Origin of the sequence: Pseudomonas frigoris (assembly GCF_047758635.1) — a bacterium.
Taxonomy (GTDB): domain Bacteria; phylum Pseudomonadota; class Gammaproteobacteria; order Pseudomonadales; family Pseudomonadaceae; genus Aquipseudomonas; species Aquipseudomonas frigoris.
On record NZ_CP180479.1, the window covers coordinates 3,194,460 to 3,210,667 of the forward strand.

Annotated in this window: 12 protein-coding genes and 3 pseudogenes; 4 read left to right on the forward strand and 11 right to left on the reverse strand. The window is 59.6% G+C overall.

All coding sequences use genetic code 11. The features are described 5' to 3' along the window. Position 1 precedes the first annotated feature (1 nt). A complete protein-coding gene (gene glgA, locus ACMXYH_RS14615; protein WP_415767511.1) occupies positions 2 to 1,588 on the reverse strand; it encodes a glycogen synthase GlgA in 1,587 nt (528 codons plus the stop codon). Between the two features lie 562 nt (positions 1,589 to 2,150). Here glgA and ACMXYH_RS14620 point away from each other — a divergent pair. Then, complete coding sequence (locus ACMXYH_RS14620; protein WP_129443916.1) at positions 2,151 to 2,963, forward strand: crotonase/enoyl-CoA hydratase family protein; 813 nt, start codon at positions 2,151 to 2,153, stop codon at positions 2,961 to 2,963. 6 nt (positions 2,964 to 2,969) lie between these two features. Beyond that, complete coding sequence (nudC, locus tag ACMXYH_RS14625) at positions 2,970 to 3,800, forward strand: NAD(+) diphosphatase (protein WP_415767512.1); 831 nt, start codon at positions 2,970 to 2,972, stop codon at positions 3,798 to 3,800. Here the strand turns inward: nudC and ACMXYH_RS14630 are convergent. Both ACMXYH_RS14630 and ACMXYH_RS14635 read right to left on the reverse strand, forming a co-directional pair. Then, positions 3,768 to 4,547, reverse strand: coding sequence for a TSUP family transporter (locus ACMXYH_RS14630; RefSeq protein ID WP_046046975.1), 780 nt, complete (start codon positions 4,545 to 4,547; stop codon positions 3,768 to 3,770). The two genes, nudC and ACMXYH_RS14630, sit on opposite strands and share 33 nt — an antisense overlap. Before the next feature lie 197 nt (positions 4,548 to 4,744). Next, the gene (locus ACMXYH_RS14635) at positions 4,745 to 5,983 is read right to left on the reverse strand and encodes an acyl-CoA dehydrogenase family protein (protein WP_415767513.1); all 1,239 of its coding nucleotides are present in this window, start codon (positions 5,981 to 5,983) and stop codon (positions 4,745 to 4,747) included. Positions 5,984 to 6,366: 383 nt separating this feature from the next. Between ACMXYH_RS14635 and sfnG the strand changes: the two genes are divergently transcribed. Continuing rightward, positions 6,367 to 7,461 (forward strand): dimethylsulfone monooxygenase SfnG, encoded by a 1,095-nt coding sequence (sfnG, locus tag ACMXYH_RS14640; protein WP_415767514.1) that lies wholly within the window; start codon positions 6,367 to 6,369, stop codon positions 7,459 to 7,461. A gap of 119 nt (positions 7,462 to 7,580) precedes the next feature. Here the strand turns inward: sfnG and ACMXYH_RS14645 are convergent, their stop codons facing one another. Beyond that, complete coding sequence (locus ACMXYH_RS14645; RefSeq protein WP_008152708.1) at positions 7,581 to 8,057, reverse strand: DUF1348 family protein; 477 nt, start codon at positions 8,055 to 8,057, stop codon at positions 7,581 to 7,583. A 56-nt stretch (positions 8,058 to 8,113) separates the two neighbouring features. Then, positions 8,114 to 8,677, reverse strand: coding sequence for a TetR/AcrR family transcriptional regulator (locus tag ACMXYH_RS14650; protein ID WP_415767515.1), 564 nt, complete (start codon positions 8,675 to 8,677; stop codon positions 8,114 to 8,116). A 217-nt stretch (positions 8,678 to 8,894) separates the two neighbouring features. Here ACMXYH_RS14650 and pssA point away from each other — a divergent pair, with 217 nt between their 5' ends. After that, positions 8,895 to 10,238, forward strand: coding sequence for a CDP-diacylglycerol--serine O-phosphatidyltransferase (gene pssA, locus ACMXYH_RS14655; protein WP_415767516.1), 1,344 nt, complete (start codon positions 8,895 to 8,897; stop codon positions 10,236 to 10,238). A 105-nt stretch (positions 10,239 to 10,343) separates the two neighbouring features. Here pssA and ACMXYH_RS14660 read toward each other — a convergent pair. From ACMXYH_RS14660 to ACMXYH_RS14685, 6 genes and pseudogenes are all read right to left on the reverse strand, one after another. Next, positions 10,344 to 10,709 (reverse strand): annotated as a pseudogene (locus ACMXYH_RS14660) (imelysin family protein); the annotation flags it as partial. After that, a pseudogene (locus ACMXYH_RS14665) lies at positions 10,707 to 11,233 on the reverse strand (Dyp-type peroxidase); the annotation flags it as partial. The pseudogenes ACMXYH_RS14660 and ACMXYH_RS14665, both read right to left, overlap by 3 nt. Positions 11,234 to 11,238: 5 nt before the next feature. Then, positions 11,239 to 11,577: pseudogene (locus tag ACMXYH_RS14670) on the reverse strand (FTR1 family protein); the annotation flags it as partial. A 117-nt stretch (positions 11,578 to 11,694) separates the two neighbouring features. After that, on the reverse strand, positions 11,695 to 12,702 hold the full coding sequence (locus ACMXYH_RS14675; RefSeq protein ID WP_415767517.1) for a DUF3829 domain-containing protein: 1,008 nt from the start codon (positions 12,700 to 12,702) through the stop codon (positions 11,695 to 11,697). Further along, on the reverse strand, positions 12,699 to 14,378 hold the full coding sequence (locus ACMXYH_RS14680; RefSeq protein WP_415767518.1) for a J domain-containing protein: 1,680 nt from the start codon (positions 14,376 to 14,378) through the stop codon (positions 12,699 to 12,701). The genes ACMXYH_RS14675 and ACMXYH_RS14680 overlap by 4 nt, the downstream gene beginning before the upstream one ends. Next, positions 14,375 to 16,078, reverse strand: a complete 1,704-nt coding sequence (locus ACMXYH_RS14685; protein WP_415767519.1) for a molecular chaperone HscC — start codon at positions 16,076 to 16,078, stop codon at positions 14,375 to 14,377. The genes ACMXYH_RS14680 and ACMXYH_RS14685 overlap by 4 nt, the downstream gene beginning before the upstream one ends. Between the last annotated feature and the right edge of the window lie 130 nt (positions 16,079 to 16,208).

Genomic DNA, 16,208 nt, shown 5'->3' on the forward strand with positions numbered 1-16,208 from the left:
CTTAATGTTTGCCCGATTTACCCAGCGCCTTGGTCACCAGTTTTTCGTAGAGTTCGGCGTACGGTTCGACCGCCTTGCACCAGTTGAAAGGCGCGGCCATGGCCCGGCAGCGCATGGCATTGAGCAGGTCGGGGAAGGCAAAAACCTTGAAGGCCCGGCTCAGGGCTTCCTGATAACTCTCGGCCGTGGATTCGTCGAACAGGAAACCGGTCACGCCGTTTTCAATGGTGTCGGCCAAACCCCCGGTGTTGCGAGCCACCGGCAACGAACCGAAGCGCTGGGCGTACATCTGGCTCAGCCCGCAAGGCTCGTAACGCGAAGGCATCAGCAGGAAATCACTGCCGGCGAACATGCGACGGGCGTCGGTTTCGTTGAAACCGATGCGCACGCCGATCTGGCCTGGAAAGCGCAGGGCCAGTTCACGCATGGCTTGTTCTTCTTCCGGCTCGCCACGACCGATGATCGCGATCTGCCCGCCGGATTTGACGATGTACTCGGAGACAGCTTCGGTCAGGTCCAGGCCTTTCTGATAGACCAGTCGCGAAACCACAGCGAACAGTGGACCTTCGCAGGCGTCCAGGCCGAACAGGTTACGCACGTGGGCGGCGTTGACCGCTTTGCCGTTCCAATCGCCAATTTTGAAGGGGCAGAACAGGTGCGGGTCGGTGGCGGCGTCCCAGCTTTCATCGATGCCATTGGGAATACCACTGAGCAGACCTTGCTGGGTCTTGGCGGCAAGAAAACCGTCGAGACCGCAGCCGAAGGCCGGGGTGGTGATTTCCTGGGCATAGGTGGCGCTGACGGTGGTGATGTGGCTCGAATAAGCCATGCCGGCCTTGAGGAACGACATCTTGCCGTAGAACTCCATGCCTTCCTGTTGCAAGGCATGCAGGGGAATACCCAGTTCCGGGCACGAACCAAGACTGGTCACGCCCTGATAGGCGAGGTTATGAATGGTGAACAGCGTCGGGGTACGCTGTCCACGCCAGTGCATGTAAGCGGGTGCCAGACCGGCAGGCCAGTCATGGGCGTGCACCAGGTCCGGGCACCAGTGAATTTGTGCAAGGTTGGCGGCGATATCGGCGGCTGCCAGGCCCAGACGGGCGAAACGAATGTGGTTGTCCGGCCAGTCGCGGCCGTTGTTGGCGCCGTAAGGCGAACCCTCGCGCTCGTAGAGCTCGGGGCAGATCAACACGTAAATGACCAGACCGTCAGGCATGTCCATGCGCCCGATCTTGCAGGGGGGCAACGCGGCGTGACCACCGAGCTCACCAATGATATGAATCGGGTTTTCGCTGTTCAGCACTTGCGGGTAACCGGGGATCAACACGCGCACATCGTGCAAGTGAGCCATGGCTCGCGGCAGTGCTGCGGAAACGTCGCCCAGACCACCGGTTTTCACCAGATCGGCGATCTCCGAGGTGACGAACAGCACTTTCTTCTTGTTGGGATTCTGACTCGGCACCGGTGCCAGCGTCCTGGTGCCGGGGACGCTGATCGATTGGTGACTGGGGGCGCTCACAGCGCTCGTTTCGCCGACCTGCTGATGAGCACGTTCTCCCTGAATATCTAAAGCCGCACTGATCATATGAATCTCCCGTGTTGTTGATCTAATTCTTAGGTCTGGCACAAACGGTGGTTCGTGGCCAATTCCTGTGGCCGGGCGCAAACGCGCTACGCATCGGTGAGCAAACGCTGCCAATGCGTTGAAGCAGAATGGCTGAAGTGGACATTGCAAGGATTGCACCAGTCGCAACGCACCTCCCTTTAACCTGACCCGTCACGAGCGGCAAAAGTTTAGACTTTCTTTCCGCTTTGTGACCCGCCGGTTTCGCCCCGCGGAACTGAGTCTAGGCCAGAACTTAGAGCGGGGGAGGCCAGATGGCAAAATTGTTCGACAATCGGTTTAAGAGGTACGGACGTACCGCTTCGAGGGAGCAACGCACCGACGAAGGGCATGTTTTTTTACCGTTTTGCCTCAAAAAGAAAGTCGAGATGTCACATGAATGTGCGAAGCGCGGCAAGGCTCGCGCACCGTTGTGGTGCGCAGTGGCCAGTCCCGTCTTTGGCCGAACCGCTGCCTTACGGTGCGCCTTGATGCCTTGTTATAGTCCGGGCCTCATTTTCTGCCCGGTAAAAGGATCACTGCCATGTCTCAGTACACTGCGTTCACCGTCGAACTGGCCGATAAAATCGCCCATGTGCAGATCAACCGGCCGGAAAAGATCAATTCGATGAATGCCGCGTTCTGGAGCGAGATCATCGAGATTTTCCAGTGGGTCGACGACACCGACGAAGTCCGGGTGGTGGTGCTCAGTGGTGCGGGCAAGCATTTTTCTTCTGGCATCGACCTGATGATGCTGGCCGGCGTGGCCAATGAACTGGGCAAGGACGTGGGGCGCAACGCGCGCCTGCTGCGCCGCAAGATCCTCGCCCTGCAAGCGTCTTTCAATGCCGTCGACAATTGCCGCAAGCCGGTACTGGCGGCGGTTCAGGGTTATTGCCTGGGCGGCGCCATTGATTTGATTTCGGCCTGCGACATGCGTTACGCCGCCGAAGACGCGCAATTCTCGATCAAGGAAATCGACATAGGCATGGCCGCCGACGTTGGCACTTTGCAACGCTTGCCGCGGATCATCGGTGACGGCATGCTGCGTGAACTGGCTTACACTGGTCGCACGTTCGGTGCCGAAGAAGCGCGTGGCATGGGCCTGGTCAATCGCGTTTACAGCGACACCGCCAGCCTGCTCGACGGTGTCATGGGTATTGCTCGCGAGATCGCCAGCAAGTCGCCGATTGCGATCGCCGGCACCAAAGAGATGATCAGCTACATGCGCGACCATCGCATCGACGACGGCCTCGAATACGTCGCCACCTGGAACGCTGCCATGCTGCAATCCACCGATCTGCGCGTGGCCATGGCCGCCCATATGAGCAAACAGAAACCCGAATTTCTGGATTGATTAAAAATGACTTCACGCTGGACCACTGCAGTACTGGACACCGACCAGCCCGGCGGCTGGGCGGTGGCGCGCAGCCCCGAAGGCTTTCTGTTCGATGACAATGGCGCGCTGTTTCCCCGCGAATGGCTCAAGCGCCAGGACCTGTCGATCCTCGCTGAACATGGCATCGGTCACCTGGACGGCGAACCGGTCTATTTGCTGGAGCTGCGCAGTCACAGCGCCGTGCCGGGCTGTAACTGGAAAGGCCTGCGGGCGTTCATGCTCGAAGGCGACCACACGGTCTACAAGGTGCTCGGTTATGCCGCGCAGATTGGCACCTGGTACCGCGAGCATCGCTTTTGTGGCAACTGTGGTCAGGCGGCGACGCAAGTTCCGCGTGAGCGGGCGATGTACTGCGAGCCGTGTGATTTGCGCTATTACCCAAGAATTTCGCCGAGCATGATCGTGCTGGTGACCCGGGGCGATGAAGTCCTGCTGGCGCGTTCGCCGCGCTTTGTCACCGGGGTCTACAGCACGTTGGCAGGGTTTGCCGAACCGGGCGAATCGGCCGAAGACTGTCTGATTCGCGAAGTCCGCGAAGAAGTGCAGATCGAGGTCAAGAACATCCAGTACATGGGCAGCCAGTGCTGGCCGTTCCCGCATTCGATGATGCTGGGTTTCCATGCCGAATACGCCGGCGGCGAAATCGTGTGTCAGGAAGACGAGATCGAAGACGCCCAGTGGTTCAACGTCCACGAGCTGCCGCCGTTGCCGGCGTCACGCTCGATTGCCCGTTACCTGATCGACGTCTATGTGGCGCGGCGCTTAGGCCACGCTGAACCAGTGTTGCCAGGCTAACCGCACGGTCAAGCCCAGCACCACGGTGATGAACACCGGGCGAATGAACTTCGCACCGCCGCTGATGGCGGTGCGAGCTCCGAAGAACGCCCCGACCATCACCGACAGGCCCATGCTCAGGCCGATGATCCAGTCCACCTGCCCGGAAAATACGAACACCGACAGTGCGGCAATGTTGCTGACGAAGTTCATGCTGCGCGCCACGCCGCTGGCCTTCACCAGATCGATGGGGTACATCAGCATCGTGCTGACGGTCCAGAACGCACCCGTGCCGGGACCGGCCACGCCGTCGTAGAACCCGAGGCCGAAGCCTTGGGTCGATTGCCACTTTTTCTTGATCGGTGCGTCGCTGTCCAGCGGCGCTTTCGGCGTGCCGCCAAACAACAGATAGACGCCGCAGCCAAAAACGATCACCGGGAGCATCTTGTTCAGCCATTCCGCGGGCAGGTAGTGAGCGACCACAGCACCGGTCAGCGCGCCCACCAACGTGCCGACAATCGCGTGCATCCATTGCCTTGGATGGAACAGCTTGCGTCGGTAGAAGGTGAAACTGGCGGTGGCCGAGCCAAACGTTGAACTGAGTTTGTTGGTGCCCAGCACCAGGTGTGGCGGTAGGCCTGCGGTCAGCAGCGCCGGGGTGGTCAACAGACCGCCGCCGCCGGCAATGGCGTCGATGAAACCGGCAATGAAAGCGACGAGGGCCAGAATGGCCAGGGTGGTGAGGTCAACACTGAGTTCGAAAGGCATGGAATCGGCTTATTCGGCGGGGTGCAGGAAAGGGCTGCGGGGAAGGGCCGATATCTTACGCATATCCACCCTTTGCGGCGACCCGTCCGGCCCCTTCGCGAGCAAGCCCGCTCCCACATTTGACCGCATTCTTCTGTGGGAACACGGTTAAATGTGGGAGCGGGCTTGCTCGCGAAGGCGTCCTCCCTTGCGCTACATCACTTGCGGTCAGGCCCATTCCCGATCTGCCACACAAACGGCGGCTCGGTCCCGTTGATCGCCCAATCCCCGACAATCCGTGCCTTGTAGATCACCGGATTGTGCGACGACACCGTCCGCGCATTGCGCCAGTGCCGGTCCAGCGATTTACCCACCCGAGTATCCGAAGCCCCCAGTGCATTGAACAGCTCTGTGGTCGCTCGCTGGATCAGCTCCGACACCACCACCTGCGCCTTGGCCGATTCGATTTCCGCCGCGACATTCGCCGCCTGTTCCAAGGCTTCATCACCCGAGAATCGCGCCAGATAAGCCCGCTGCGCCGGTTGTGCAGCCCTCAAGGCGCTGGCCTCGGCCGCATACACCAGTGCCGCAATCTCACCGACCACCTGCTGCACCTGCGAATCCTGACTGACGTGCTGCGCATTGCCATGACTGTAGATGCGTTTGCGTCCGCGTACTTGGTGAGCCACATCGCGCAACGCCGCACGACCGATCCCGGCCAGTGTCGCCAGCAGCACCAACTGATAAAACGCAGTCTGGTATTTGAAGCGGGTGGCGAAGTCGATGATGTTCTCGGCCTCCACGTCGGCATCGATAAACCGTGAAGTACCACTGCCGGTAGTGCGTTGGCCGAAACCGTCCCAGTCGTCGCTCTGCACGATGCTCGGCTGACGGGTCCGGACCGCGGCAATCACGTCGCCGCCGGTGTCGCTGCGTTGCGCGTACACATCGATCCAGTCGGAAAACAGGCTACCGGTGCTGTAGAACTTCTCGCCGTTGAGCCGCCACTGATCGCCGTGCGATGAGACTTTGGTGATGACATCGCCAATGGCGACGCTGCCGATTTCGGTCCAGGCATTGCCGGCGATGTCACCGTCGACGAAACGCTTGAACCACAGATCCCGGCCCGGCCCAGGTGGCGAGTTCAAGCGATCTTCGGCAAAGGCGAAGTGCCCGCGCAAGGCCTGAGGCACGTTGGAATCGGCTTCGGCCAATTCGATCAGCAGCTCAAACAGTTGTGGCAGGGAGGCGCCACCGCCGCCGTATTCAACCGGCACCCGTACGGCGCCGAAACCGGCGTCCTTGAGCCACTGAATCGGCTCGTAAGGAAGGGTGCGGGACTGTTCTCGCTCAACGGCACCGGCGGCGATGCGTTGGAAAATCGGCCGGAACCTTGCGGCCAGCGCTTCGTAGTCGGTGCCAATGGACAGCGGATTGATTGCCTGGTGTTCGGTCATGGGACGGCTCCTTGATTCGGCAGTGAGTGCCAAGGGGGATTGCACGGTCCATGCCGAATTCAAAGGCCTGTCATTACGGGCTTGCACGGTTTTGCCCCGACTGCAACTGTTGCAGCGCCAACAGTGCATCAGCAAATTGCCCCAGACACACCCGGATCCCTGTGGGAGCGGGCTTGCTCCGGGCGGCGTTCCGACGAAAGCGGTATGTCAGCCAACGAAGATGTTGAATGGCACACCGCTTTCGTCGGAACGCCGCCCGGAGCAAGCCCGCTCCCACAAGGATCTCGCTCGGCTCAAGGCCGTCGTGTCACACGTCGCGATTCTGCGCTGGCACGGTTGCTGCTCTCACCCCAGGACATCCCTAAAGTCCCGAGGACATGCCAATGAGTCAGCAAGCCGTCAAATTTGCCTACTGGGTGCCGAACGTCAGCGGCGGGCTGGTGGTCAGCAAGATCGAGCAACGCACCCACTGGGGCATCGACTACAACCGCAAACTGGCGCAACTGGCCGAAGAGGCGGGGTTTGAATACGCCTTGACGCAGATCCGCTTCACCGCCGGTTACGGCGCCGAGTACCAGCACGAATCCGTCGCCTTCAGCCATGCGCTGCTGGCCGCCACCACCAAACTGAAAGTGATCGCCGCCATCCTGCCCGGCCCTTGGCAACCGGCGCTGGCGGCCAAGCAATTGGCAACCATCGACCAGCTGACTAACGGCCGGGTGGCGGTGAATATCGTCAGCGGCTGGTTCAAGGGTGAGTTCCAGGCGATTGGCGAACACTGGCTGGAACACGACGAACGTTATCGCCGCTCCGAAGAATTCATCCGCTCGCTGAAGGGCATCTGGAGCCAGGACAACTTTACTTTTCGCGGTGACTTCTACCGCTTCGACAACTACAGCCTCAAACCCAAACCGCTGGGTCAGCCGGAAATCTTCCAGGGTGGCAGTTCCCGCGCAGCTCGGGACATGGCGGCACGGGTTTCGGACTGGTACTTCACCAACGGCAACACCCCGGAAGGCATCAAGGCCCAGGTCGATGACATCCGCGCCAAGGCTGCGGTGAACAACCATTCGGTGAAAGTCGGCGTGAACGCGTTTGTCATTGCCCGCGACACCGAAGAAGAAGCGCGAGCCGTGCTGGCGCAAATCATCGATCAGGCAGACCCCGAGGCGGTGAATGCGTTTGGCGATGCGGCGAAGCAGGCGGGCAGGGCTTCACCTGAGGGCGAGGGCAACTGGGCCAAGTCGACGTTCGAGGATCTGGTGCAGTACAACGACGGCTTCAAGACCAACCTGATCGGTACGCCGCAGCAGATTGCCGAGCGGATCGTTGCGCTGAAAGCGGTGGGCGTGGACCTGGTGTTGGCGGGGTTTCTGCACTTTCAGGAAGAGGTGGAGTATTTCGGCAAGCGGGTGTTGCCGTTGGTACGTGAGCTGGAAGCAAAAGCAGCGGCCAAGCAGCAGGCCGCGGTAGCCTGAACACCACAAAACCCTGTGGGAGCGGGCTTGCTCGCGAAAGCGGTGTATCAGGCAAAATGATGTCGACTGACACTCCGCCTTCGCGAGCAAGCCCGCTCCCACATTTGAACTGTGTGAGCTCACAGGCCGAGGTCGGACAGACCTGGATGGTCGTCAGGGCGACGGCCCAGCGGCCAGTGGAACTTGCGGTCACTTTCCTTGATCGGCATGTCGTTGATGCAGGCAAACCGATTGGCCATCAAACCGTTCTCGTCGAACTCCCAGTTTTCGTTGCCGTACGAGCGGAACCAGTTGCCCGAGTCGTCGTGCCATTCGTAGGCATAACGCACGGCGATGCGGTTGCCGGTAAAGGCCCAAAGTTCTTTGATCAGGCGGTAATCCAGTTCCTTGGCCCATTTGCGCGTCAGGAAACCTTTGGCTTCTTCGCGGTTGTAGGCGAACTCGGCGCGGTTACGCCATTTGGTGTCCAGGGTGTAGGCCAGCGACACCCGTTCCGGGTCACGGGAGTTCCAGCCGTCTTCGGCCAGGCGTACTTTCTCGATGGCCGATTCACGGGTGAATGGCGGCAATGGCGGACGAACTTCGGCATTAGACATTAATAGTCTCCCTATCAAAGTAAAGTTCTAGCAAGTTGTCGGGCTTGGTTTAAGTGTTACAGGTCCAATAACTTTCGCGCCATGCATTGCGCATTATCGGCGGCACTGTGATCACCCATGACAAGCGCCACGGTAATGGCACCGTCGATCAGGATCAGCAGCTGTTTGGCCAGCGTCTCCGGGTCTGTGGCGCCATGTTCGGTGCAGAGCTCGCGCACGTAGTCGAGCAGCTTCTGTTTATGGTCTTTGGCAACTAGGCGAACCGGGTCTTGCGGGTCGCCGGTTTCGCCGCTGGTATTGATGAATGCACAGCCACGGAAGCCTTCGGAGGCAAACCAGGCCTTGAGCACGGTAAACAGGTTAAGCAACCGGTCGGCCGGTGTTTCAGCCTGGTCGACTTCGCTTCTGTACCAATGCATCCAGCGCACATCACGGCGTTGCAGGGCCGCGACGGTGAGCTCCTCCTTGTTGGCGAAGTAGCGGTAAATACTCTTTCTGGAGACGCCGGCGGTTTTCACCAGAAGATCCATCCCGGTGGCAGCGATGCCACTTTTGTAGATCAACTTTTCGGTGATATCCAGAATGATGTCGCGTGTGTCGTTGCTGGTGATTTCGTTCATGCGGCGAACAGTAGAACGATCGTTCTCCTTGGTCAAGCAGATATTTTTGTCGCCTGAAAAACCGCTTTCGCGAGCAAGCCCGCTCCCACATTTGAAATGCGTTCCCTTGTGGGAGCGGGCTTGCTCGCGAAGGGGCCTTTACAGACACTAACAAGACCCAAGGCAATCCATGGTGTAAGCTCTCGGGTTCTTCGGATTCGACCTTTTTGCGAGCCCTATGCCGTCGCTTTTCAAACGCTCTCTGCTGCCCAAACTGCGCAGTTTTCCGCTGACCGCCGATGCCGTCACCATCCTCTCTGGCGCTGCCGAGTTTCGCCGGTGCCTGCTGGAAAAGATCGCCAGCGCCACCCAGCGCATTTATATCGTCGCGCTCTATCTGCAACAGGATGAAGCCGGCCAGGAAATTCTCGATGCCTTGCACGCGGCCAAACTGGCGCGTCCGGAACTGGACGTGGTGGTGGTCGTTGACTGGCTGCGCGCCCAGCGCGGTTTGATCGGCGCCGGCAAGCAGCCAGGCAACTCGGCCTGGTATCAGGAAGCCACCCGCACTCATGCCAGTGAAGTGCCTGTGTATGGCGTTCCCGTGCAGACCCGAGAGTTGTTCGGCGTGCTGCATTTGAAAGGCTTCGTGATCGATGACTGCGTGATCTACAGCGGCGCGAGCCTGAACAACGTTTACCTGCACAAATTCGACAAGTACCGCTACGACCGTTATCACCTGCTAAATAACAGCGCGCTGGCCGATTCGATGCAGCACCTGATTCAGCACGGTCTGATCGCCTCCAAAGCAGTGCATCGTCTCGATTTGCCGAACCTGCCGACCACCCGTAGCCTGCGCAACGACATCGGCGACTTGCGCAGCCGCCTCAAGCACGCGGCGTACGACACCACGACAGGCACCACGGAAAAGGGCGGTTTGTCAGTCAGCCCATTGCTCGGTGTCGGCAAGAACAACCCGTTGAGCCGAGTGATTTGCGAGTTGATCGCCAGCGCTCATCATCAACTGACCATCTGCACGCCGTACTTCAACCTGCCGCTGCCCGTGACCCGGGAAATCAACCGGGCACTGGCGCGGGGCGTGAAGATCGACATCATCGTCGGCGACAAGACGGCCAACGACTTCTACATCCCGCCGAGCGAACCGTTCAAGGTGATTTCGGCGCTGCCGTACCTTTACGAAATCAGCCTGCGGCGTTTCGCCAAGCGTCATCATCGCAGCGTCGACAGCGGCCAGTTGAACCTGCATCTGTGGCGTGACGGCGACAACACCTATCACCTCAAGGGCATGTGGATCGACCAGCGCTACACCTTGCTGACCGGCAACAACCTCAACCCGCGGGCGTTCCGTCTCGACCTGGAAAACGCCTTGCTGATTGATGATCCGAAAGGCGAACTGCTGGAGCCGCGTCGTAAAGAGTTGGCGGAGATTTTCGAGAACACTCGCCGCATCGAGCGTTACCAGGAACTGGAAACGCTGCTGGAATACCCGGCGGGGGTGGCCAAGTTTCTCAAACGCGTGAGTCGGGTGCGGATCGAGCGGTTGCTCTATCGCATTCTGTAAGGCTTAAAGCAAAAGATCGCAGCCTCCGGCAGCTCCTACAGTGGGACGACGTACACCCGTAGGAGCTGCCGGAAGCTGCGATCTTTTTGCAGACAACGCCGACGTTTAGTTCAACCCCAACTTCCCACGCAACGTCGACAAGTCCTCAGCCTGCGTATTCACCGGCCCTACCAGCGCCTTGCGGTCGTTTTCCTTCACCTTGTCATACGTCTCGAAACCACCGTCTTGGGTTTTGTACTTGGCCAGCGTCTTGGTCACCGTCGCGAAGTTCTTGTCGACTTTGGCAATGAAGACCGCGTCCTGCTTTTCGATTTGCGGACGGAACAGGTCGACGATTTTCTTCGCGCCGTCGATGTTGCCCTGGAAGTCATAAAGGTCCGTGTGGCTGTAACGATCTTCTTCACCGGAGATCTTGGTCGCCGCGACTTCTTCAAGCAGTGCAGCGGCGCCGCCAACCACTTTTTCCGGGGCGTCGAGCTTGGTCAACTTGCCTTCAGGGTCCTTGGCATAGTCCGGGACCTGGGTTTCATGCTCGCCGCTCATCGCCGCCCATCGCCGCCCATCGCCGCCCATCGCCGCCCATCGCCGCCCATCGCCGCACCGGTGCTCTTGACCCGGCCGAGAATGCTTTGCTGTTCCTGCAGCGGCGTGCGGTCCCAGCGCTCGACGAAGTTGCGGATGATCCGCACGGCCTGTTAGCTGCCATTGGCCGCCCAGGTTGGTTCGTCGCTGCCGGGCTGAAACCAGACGATGCTGTCCATTGACTTGGCATTGTTGGAATCGGGGTTGGCCGAGCCGTCGCGAAAACCGAGAAAGTTGCGCGCACTTTGCGCAGGCATTCCGGGTTTTGCCGGGGCCTGGGGCGGCACGCAGCCTTCCTGTTTCCAACGCACCAGCAGTAAGTCCGGTAGGTTTTTCACGATGTCGCGCAGGGCGTGGATGTTGGTGTCGGTGGTGTTGGAGCAGAACTGCACACTGAGGTCGCCGTGGCGGCAATCGGTTTGGAACCGGTCGGCGCGTGATCGAGAGAAACGTGCAGCGACTGTTTGATCGAACGCGCGACTTTGCGCATCCAGAACACCATGGAGCTGAGAATGCCCACGGCGACCAGGCCGACCACGCCTTCAAACAGTTCCTGTTGCTTCTGCGGGAACTCGGCACTGACCAGTTCCAGGCCCCCGCCCACTAGCAGCGCGAGGGCCGCGGCAAGAAATACGCCGATCCACACCGCCGGCATCCACTGACCTCGACCGGTCTGCTTGAGGTAGCTGGCGATGATGCCAACGATCAGCGCGGCTTCAATGCCTTCGCGCAGCATGATCAGAAAAGGAACAAGCATTCAGCACCGCGGCGTCATTAGATGGGGTGCTAATTTGCAACATAATGACGCTCATTCCCAAATGGCATTTATTGGCATTTACCTGAGCCTAACCTGAACGCATTGTTCAATGCGTCGTCAAAACAGCGGATTCACCCGATCGTTGTACACCTCGATCAACTGATCATAGCGGCGGCCGATCCGCTCGAAGTCATCACTCAGCTGTTGTGGCGAGGCGTTGGCCGCCCAGTCGTCGCGCAGCCTGTTAACGGCATCCAGATAGTTCTTGCCGGGTGAACGCACATAGTTCCAGATGTTTTCCGGGTAATCGGCGTTGCTGGTTGCCGGGTTGGCTTGCAAGTAACGGGTGCCGTCGTCCCAGGCCTGTTGAAGCTTGAGTGTCGCGTCGCTCAGGTCACTGGAGGTAAAGGTCTGTTCGCGAACACGGCTGTCGAGCTTGAGCATGAGGGTTCGCGCTTCGAGCATGTAGGTGAGGATGTGCGCGTACTTGAGTTGATCCCGAGTCTTTAGTTGTTCGAGCTGGACCTGTCGCAAACCTTGATCCTGGGTATCAAGCGCACGGCGCAGGTGGTCAGAGGCGTTGAGGTAGTCGTTGGCTAGCGGGATAAACAGGTTGTCGCGCTCGGCCTTATCTGCAGGGCTGACCGAATAGAGCGGCGTGGGGCTGAAAAAATCGAATTTCTCGGCCGCTTGGTTGGCCGCCGTCAGCGACGCTTCAAAGCGATTTTGCAACGGTATCAACTCAGGTGCCGACCTCTGAAGATTCTCTTTTCGCACTGGGTCCAACCGGCAAATGTAAACATCGTTGGCTCTCCGGTAGTTGAGCCGCTCGCGGAGGCTGACCATCGGGTCGAAGTCTTCGGGAAAACGCGCTTTCAAGGTTGGATCGGCTTTGCGGTCCCGGTTCAGGTAGGTGGTGTAGGCGTGACGCCAGCGGCTGTCGACTGAGTTCAGGCAGGCAATCAACGGACGCAGGGCGCTAGCCTTTTCCCGTTCGGCGAGGTCGGGTTCATGGATCCAGCGCTGAATTGGGGTCAGGAGGGTGCTTTGATGCTCTCTCAACATACCGAGAAAGGTGACTGTCAGCACGGCGGTAATTGCGATTGCCTTAACGCGTTTGTTCATCGATGACCCTCCTGCGCGCGTGATTGCCCATACCATTGCTCCTGCGTGGGGGCGATCCGGCATTCCTGACGGCTGTCGAGGGGCCCACTGCAACTGCGTTTGGAAAAAGGTTGTAATCCTTGATCCGGGCCCATCAACTGACTGCTGGCAATGGTGTAAAACAGGAGCGTCAGACCAATGACCCCAATCATCAGAGCAATCGACGGTGCGCGTCCCAAAGCGGGCAGCCGAACCTTGGGAGGCTTGATGTGCAGCGTTTCCGGCCAGGCGATACGACTCAATCCTCCTAGCGCTAGCACCACCACGGTGTAGCTGGCAAATGCCGCCGCGCCACAACAGGCCCATGTCAGCGCCCCCATCAACCAGCAGGGCAGCAACTCGCGCAGCACTAGCGGCGCAGGGCGTTTGAGGCTGAGTCGAGGCGAAACAGCGCGACTCAAACGCACGTCCAATGACCAGAACCGGTCCGCCGTCGGGCACCAGACCCACAACAATGCCGCGCTCGGCGTAGCCAACACGCACAGCCAGAACAGCATCGCGGCAAAGCTTGCGCCGATACCCGATTTATCACTGAGGTATTCACCGGCTGCCCAGGTAAGTGATGCCCCCAGCAACCCGGCAAACATGGGCCAGGTCTGGCGGGGCTGCACAAGGGGCTTCCAGAAAAATGGATCGCCGTTTGGCATTTGGCGGCATCGGGCCGGGCCCAGGCGCTGGAGCTTCTCGCTGAGGGTGCGGCAGGCATTCCAGTCCGCTTCAAAAAACCTCCGGGCGAAGGCGCTTCGCTCGGTGTCGGTCATTGGCGTCAGTAACAAGCGTGCTGCGCGGCTCTGGGGCTCACGATCATTCAGGTCGGCCAGACGTTCCAGGGTTTCAACAAAAACCTGGTCATCTCGGCGCTGCAACAGTGCCGTCCAATAAGGTGGCGGGCAACGCCCTTCGATTTCGGCTTCGTTCGCGGCGACGTACCAGTGCTGATGTGAACACAGCGTTTCGAACACGTGGACCGACCAGAAGCTCGAATCCACCAGTAAACGGGCCAGGGTTTCATTAAACCAGTCGTGGCGTTCGAACGGCTGCAACCAGTCGGCCTGTTTGAGCGCCACAAAGCGCTCGATGAACGCGTCGACCTGGCCCGCGTCAAGCAACTCGCGCAAGTCCTTTTCCACATGCTTACAGTAAGCGCGAAGCAGCAACTCCAGCGCTTGCGAGGATAAATCCAGGCGTTGCCAGGCACTGAGCCAGTTGAACTGCACCAGCCCCCAGGCGGCCAGCAACATCCCGTCGTCGCGCGGTGACAGGCACATCATCAACAACTGATCTTCGAACTCTCGGGCGCAGTGAGACACCCGTGCCTGCGCCAGACGTTCATCGAGCCGCTCTACCGTAACGTCTGCCAGTAACTGCTCGGCCTGTTGCGCTCCGGCGCGCTGTTCAAACCGTACATGTTCCAGCTCGAAACTGAGCTCCGCTTCAAGTGACGGAGCAAGAGCCTGTCGTACAACCGTGGGTTCGCGGCGGCTCCACTCCATCGCCTGCTCGTAGGCTTCGCGCAGACGCTGAAAACCGGTCGGGTCTTCATCCGGGCGGTGTACCTTGAGAAGCGTTGCGTATTGGCGTTTGATGCTGCGTGAGTCAGCATCGGCTTCCAGCCCCAGAATGGCCCAGCAATTCACCGCCACAGCCCCTGTTCCAGTTCATCGAGCTGTTGCGTCAGTTGCAAGCGCAGTTCGCGTATCGCTCGTTCGTCCTGGGTGTTGAGCATCTGCTGGAAACGGTTGGCCATGTGATCGAGCCGTTGGCGCAAATCGCCGAGGCTTTCCTGATAGAGGCGCTCGAGACGGGCATTTAGCAGGCTGTTGACCTGTTGCTCGCGCGGGTGAACCTTGAGGTTGGCCAGCGCAGTCAGGCGTTGCTGAATCTCTTTAGGGGCGAGTACACCGGGATTGTTTTCGATCACCAGGGTCCGACGCTCACCGGTACGATTTATCAGCGCCTCGGCTTCGAGCAGGCCGTTGTTATCGTAAGTGAAGCGTACATCGATGCTGATCTCGCCAGCCGGCGCCACGGGCACCTCGATGTCCATTTCCCCCAGATAAATGTTTTCTTTTACCCAACGACTTTCGCCCTGGTAAATCTTCAACTGCACAACGCGCTGATGGTGGCGCAGGGTCGAGACGGTTTTGACCCGGCTCACCGGGACCACGCAGTTACGCTCGATAATTGGCAGGTAATGACCCGCTTGCGTACTTTCGCCGACGCTGACCGCGACTTCGATGCCCAAGGTGTAGGGGCAAACATCGGTCAACACCACCTCTTCGAGTGCGGCATCCCGTGCCTTCAGGGCTGCCTGCACCGCTGCGCCCAGTGCAATCGATTCGTCCGGGTTAAGCGCAATCGAAGGGAACCGACCGAACAACCCGGCCACCATCCGCCGGATCATTGGCATGCGGGTCGTGCCGCCCACCAGCAGGACTTCATCCAGCTCCGATGGCCGAATACGCGCGTCGCGCAGCGCGGTTTCGATCGGTGTGCGCAGACGCACGAGCAGCGGCGCGCAGAGTTCGGCCAACTGTGTCTGGGTGAACGTCTGCTCCCATTGACCGGAGCCATGGCGCAGGACGAAGGTCGCGCTGTCGGCCTGGCCAAGGGCATGGCGCACGCGCTCGGATTCGCGGCGCAGGCGATGGGCGATAGTCGGTTCCGTCGGTGAGGGCATGTCGCTACAGTTGGCGTGTGCGGCGACAAAGGCCTGAACCAGCACGGTGTCGAAGTCTTCGCCGCCGAGAAAGTTGTCGCCAGCGCTGGCGCGCACTTCCATGACGCCGTCGAACAGTTCGAGGATCGACACATCGAAGGTGCCGCCACCGAGGTCGAACACCAGAAACGAACTGGCGCTGTCGCGTTGATGCAGTCCATAAGCGAGGGCCGCGGCAGTCGGTTCGTTGATCAGTCGTTCGACCTTGAGGCCGGCCAATTCGCCAGCGATTTTCGTGGCTTTGCGTTGAGCGTCGTTGAAATAGGCGGGTACGCTGATCACTGCTTCAGTGACAGTTTCTCCGTAGAGGCGTTCGACGTCTTCCTTCAGGCTGCGCAACACCAGTGCCGACAGCTCTTCCGGGCGGAACGATCGGGTGCCGAGACGAAGTTCATGAGCGCTGCCCATGTGTCGTTTGAACAATGCCGCCGTCAACTGTGGATGAGTCTGCAAACGTTCCTTTGCAGCCTGACCGACCAGCACTCGACCTTCGTCGTCAAGGCCCACCACGCTTGGGGTCAGTAGACTTTCCAGAGCGTTGGGAACCAGTTCGGGCGCGCCGTTGCGCCAAACGGCAACCAGGCTATTGGTGGTGCCCAAATCAATGCCGACGATCATAACGTTTGCAACTCCATGTCTATTCGGGAATTCCCAGCAACAGCCTATCGGCCACAGGGCCAGGTAATTGAGCCGGATTTTGCGCAAGACTGGCTTTTTACTCCGTGCTGCCTAAGATGGCCGACAGATT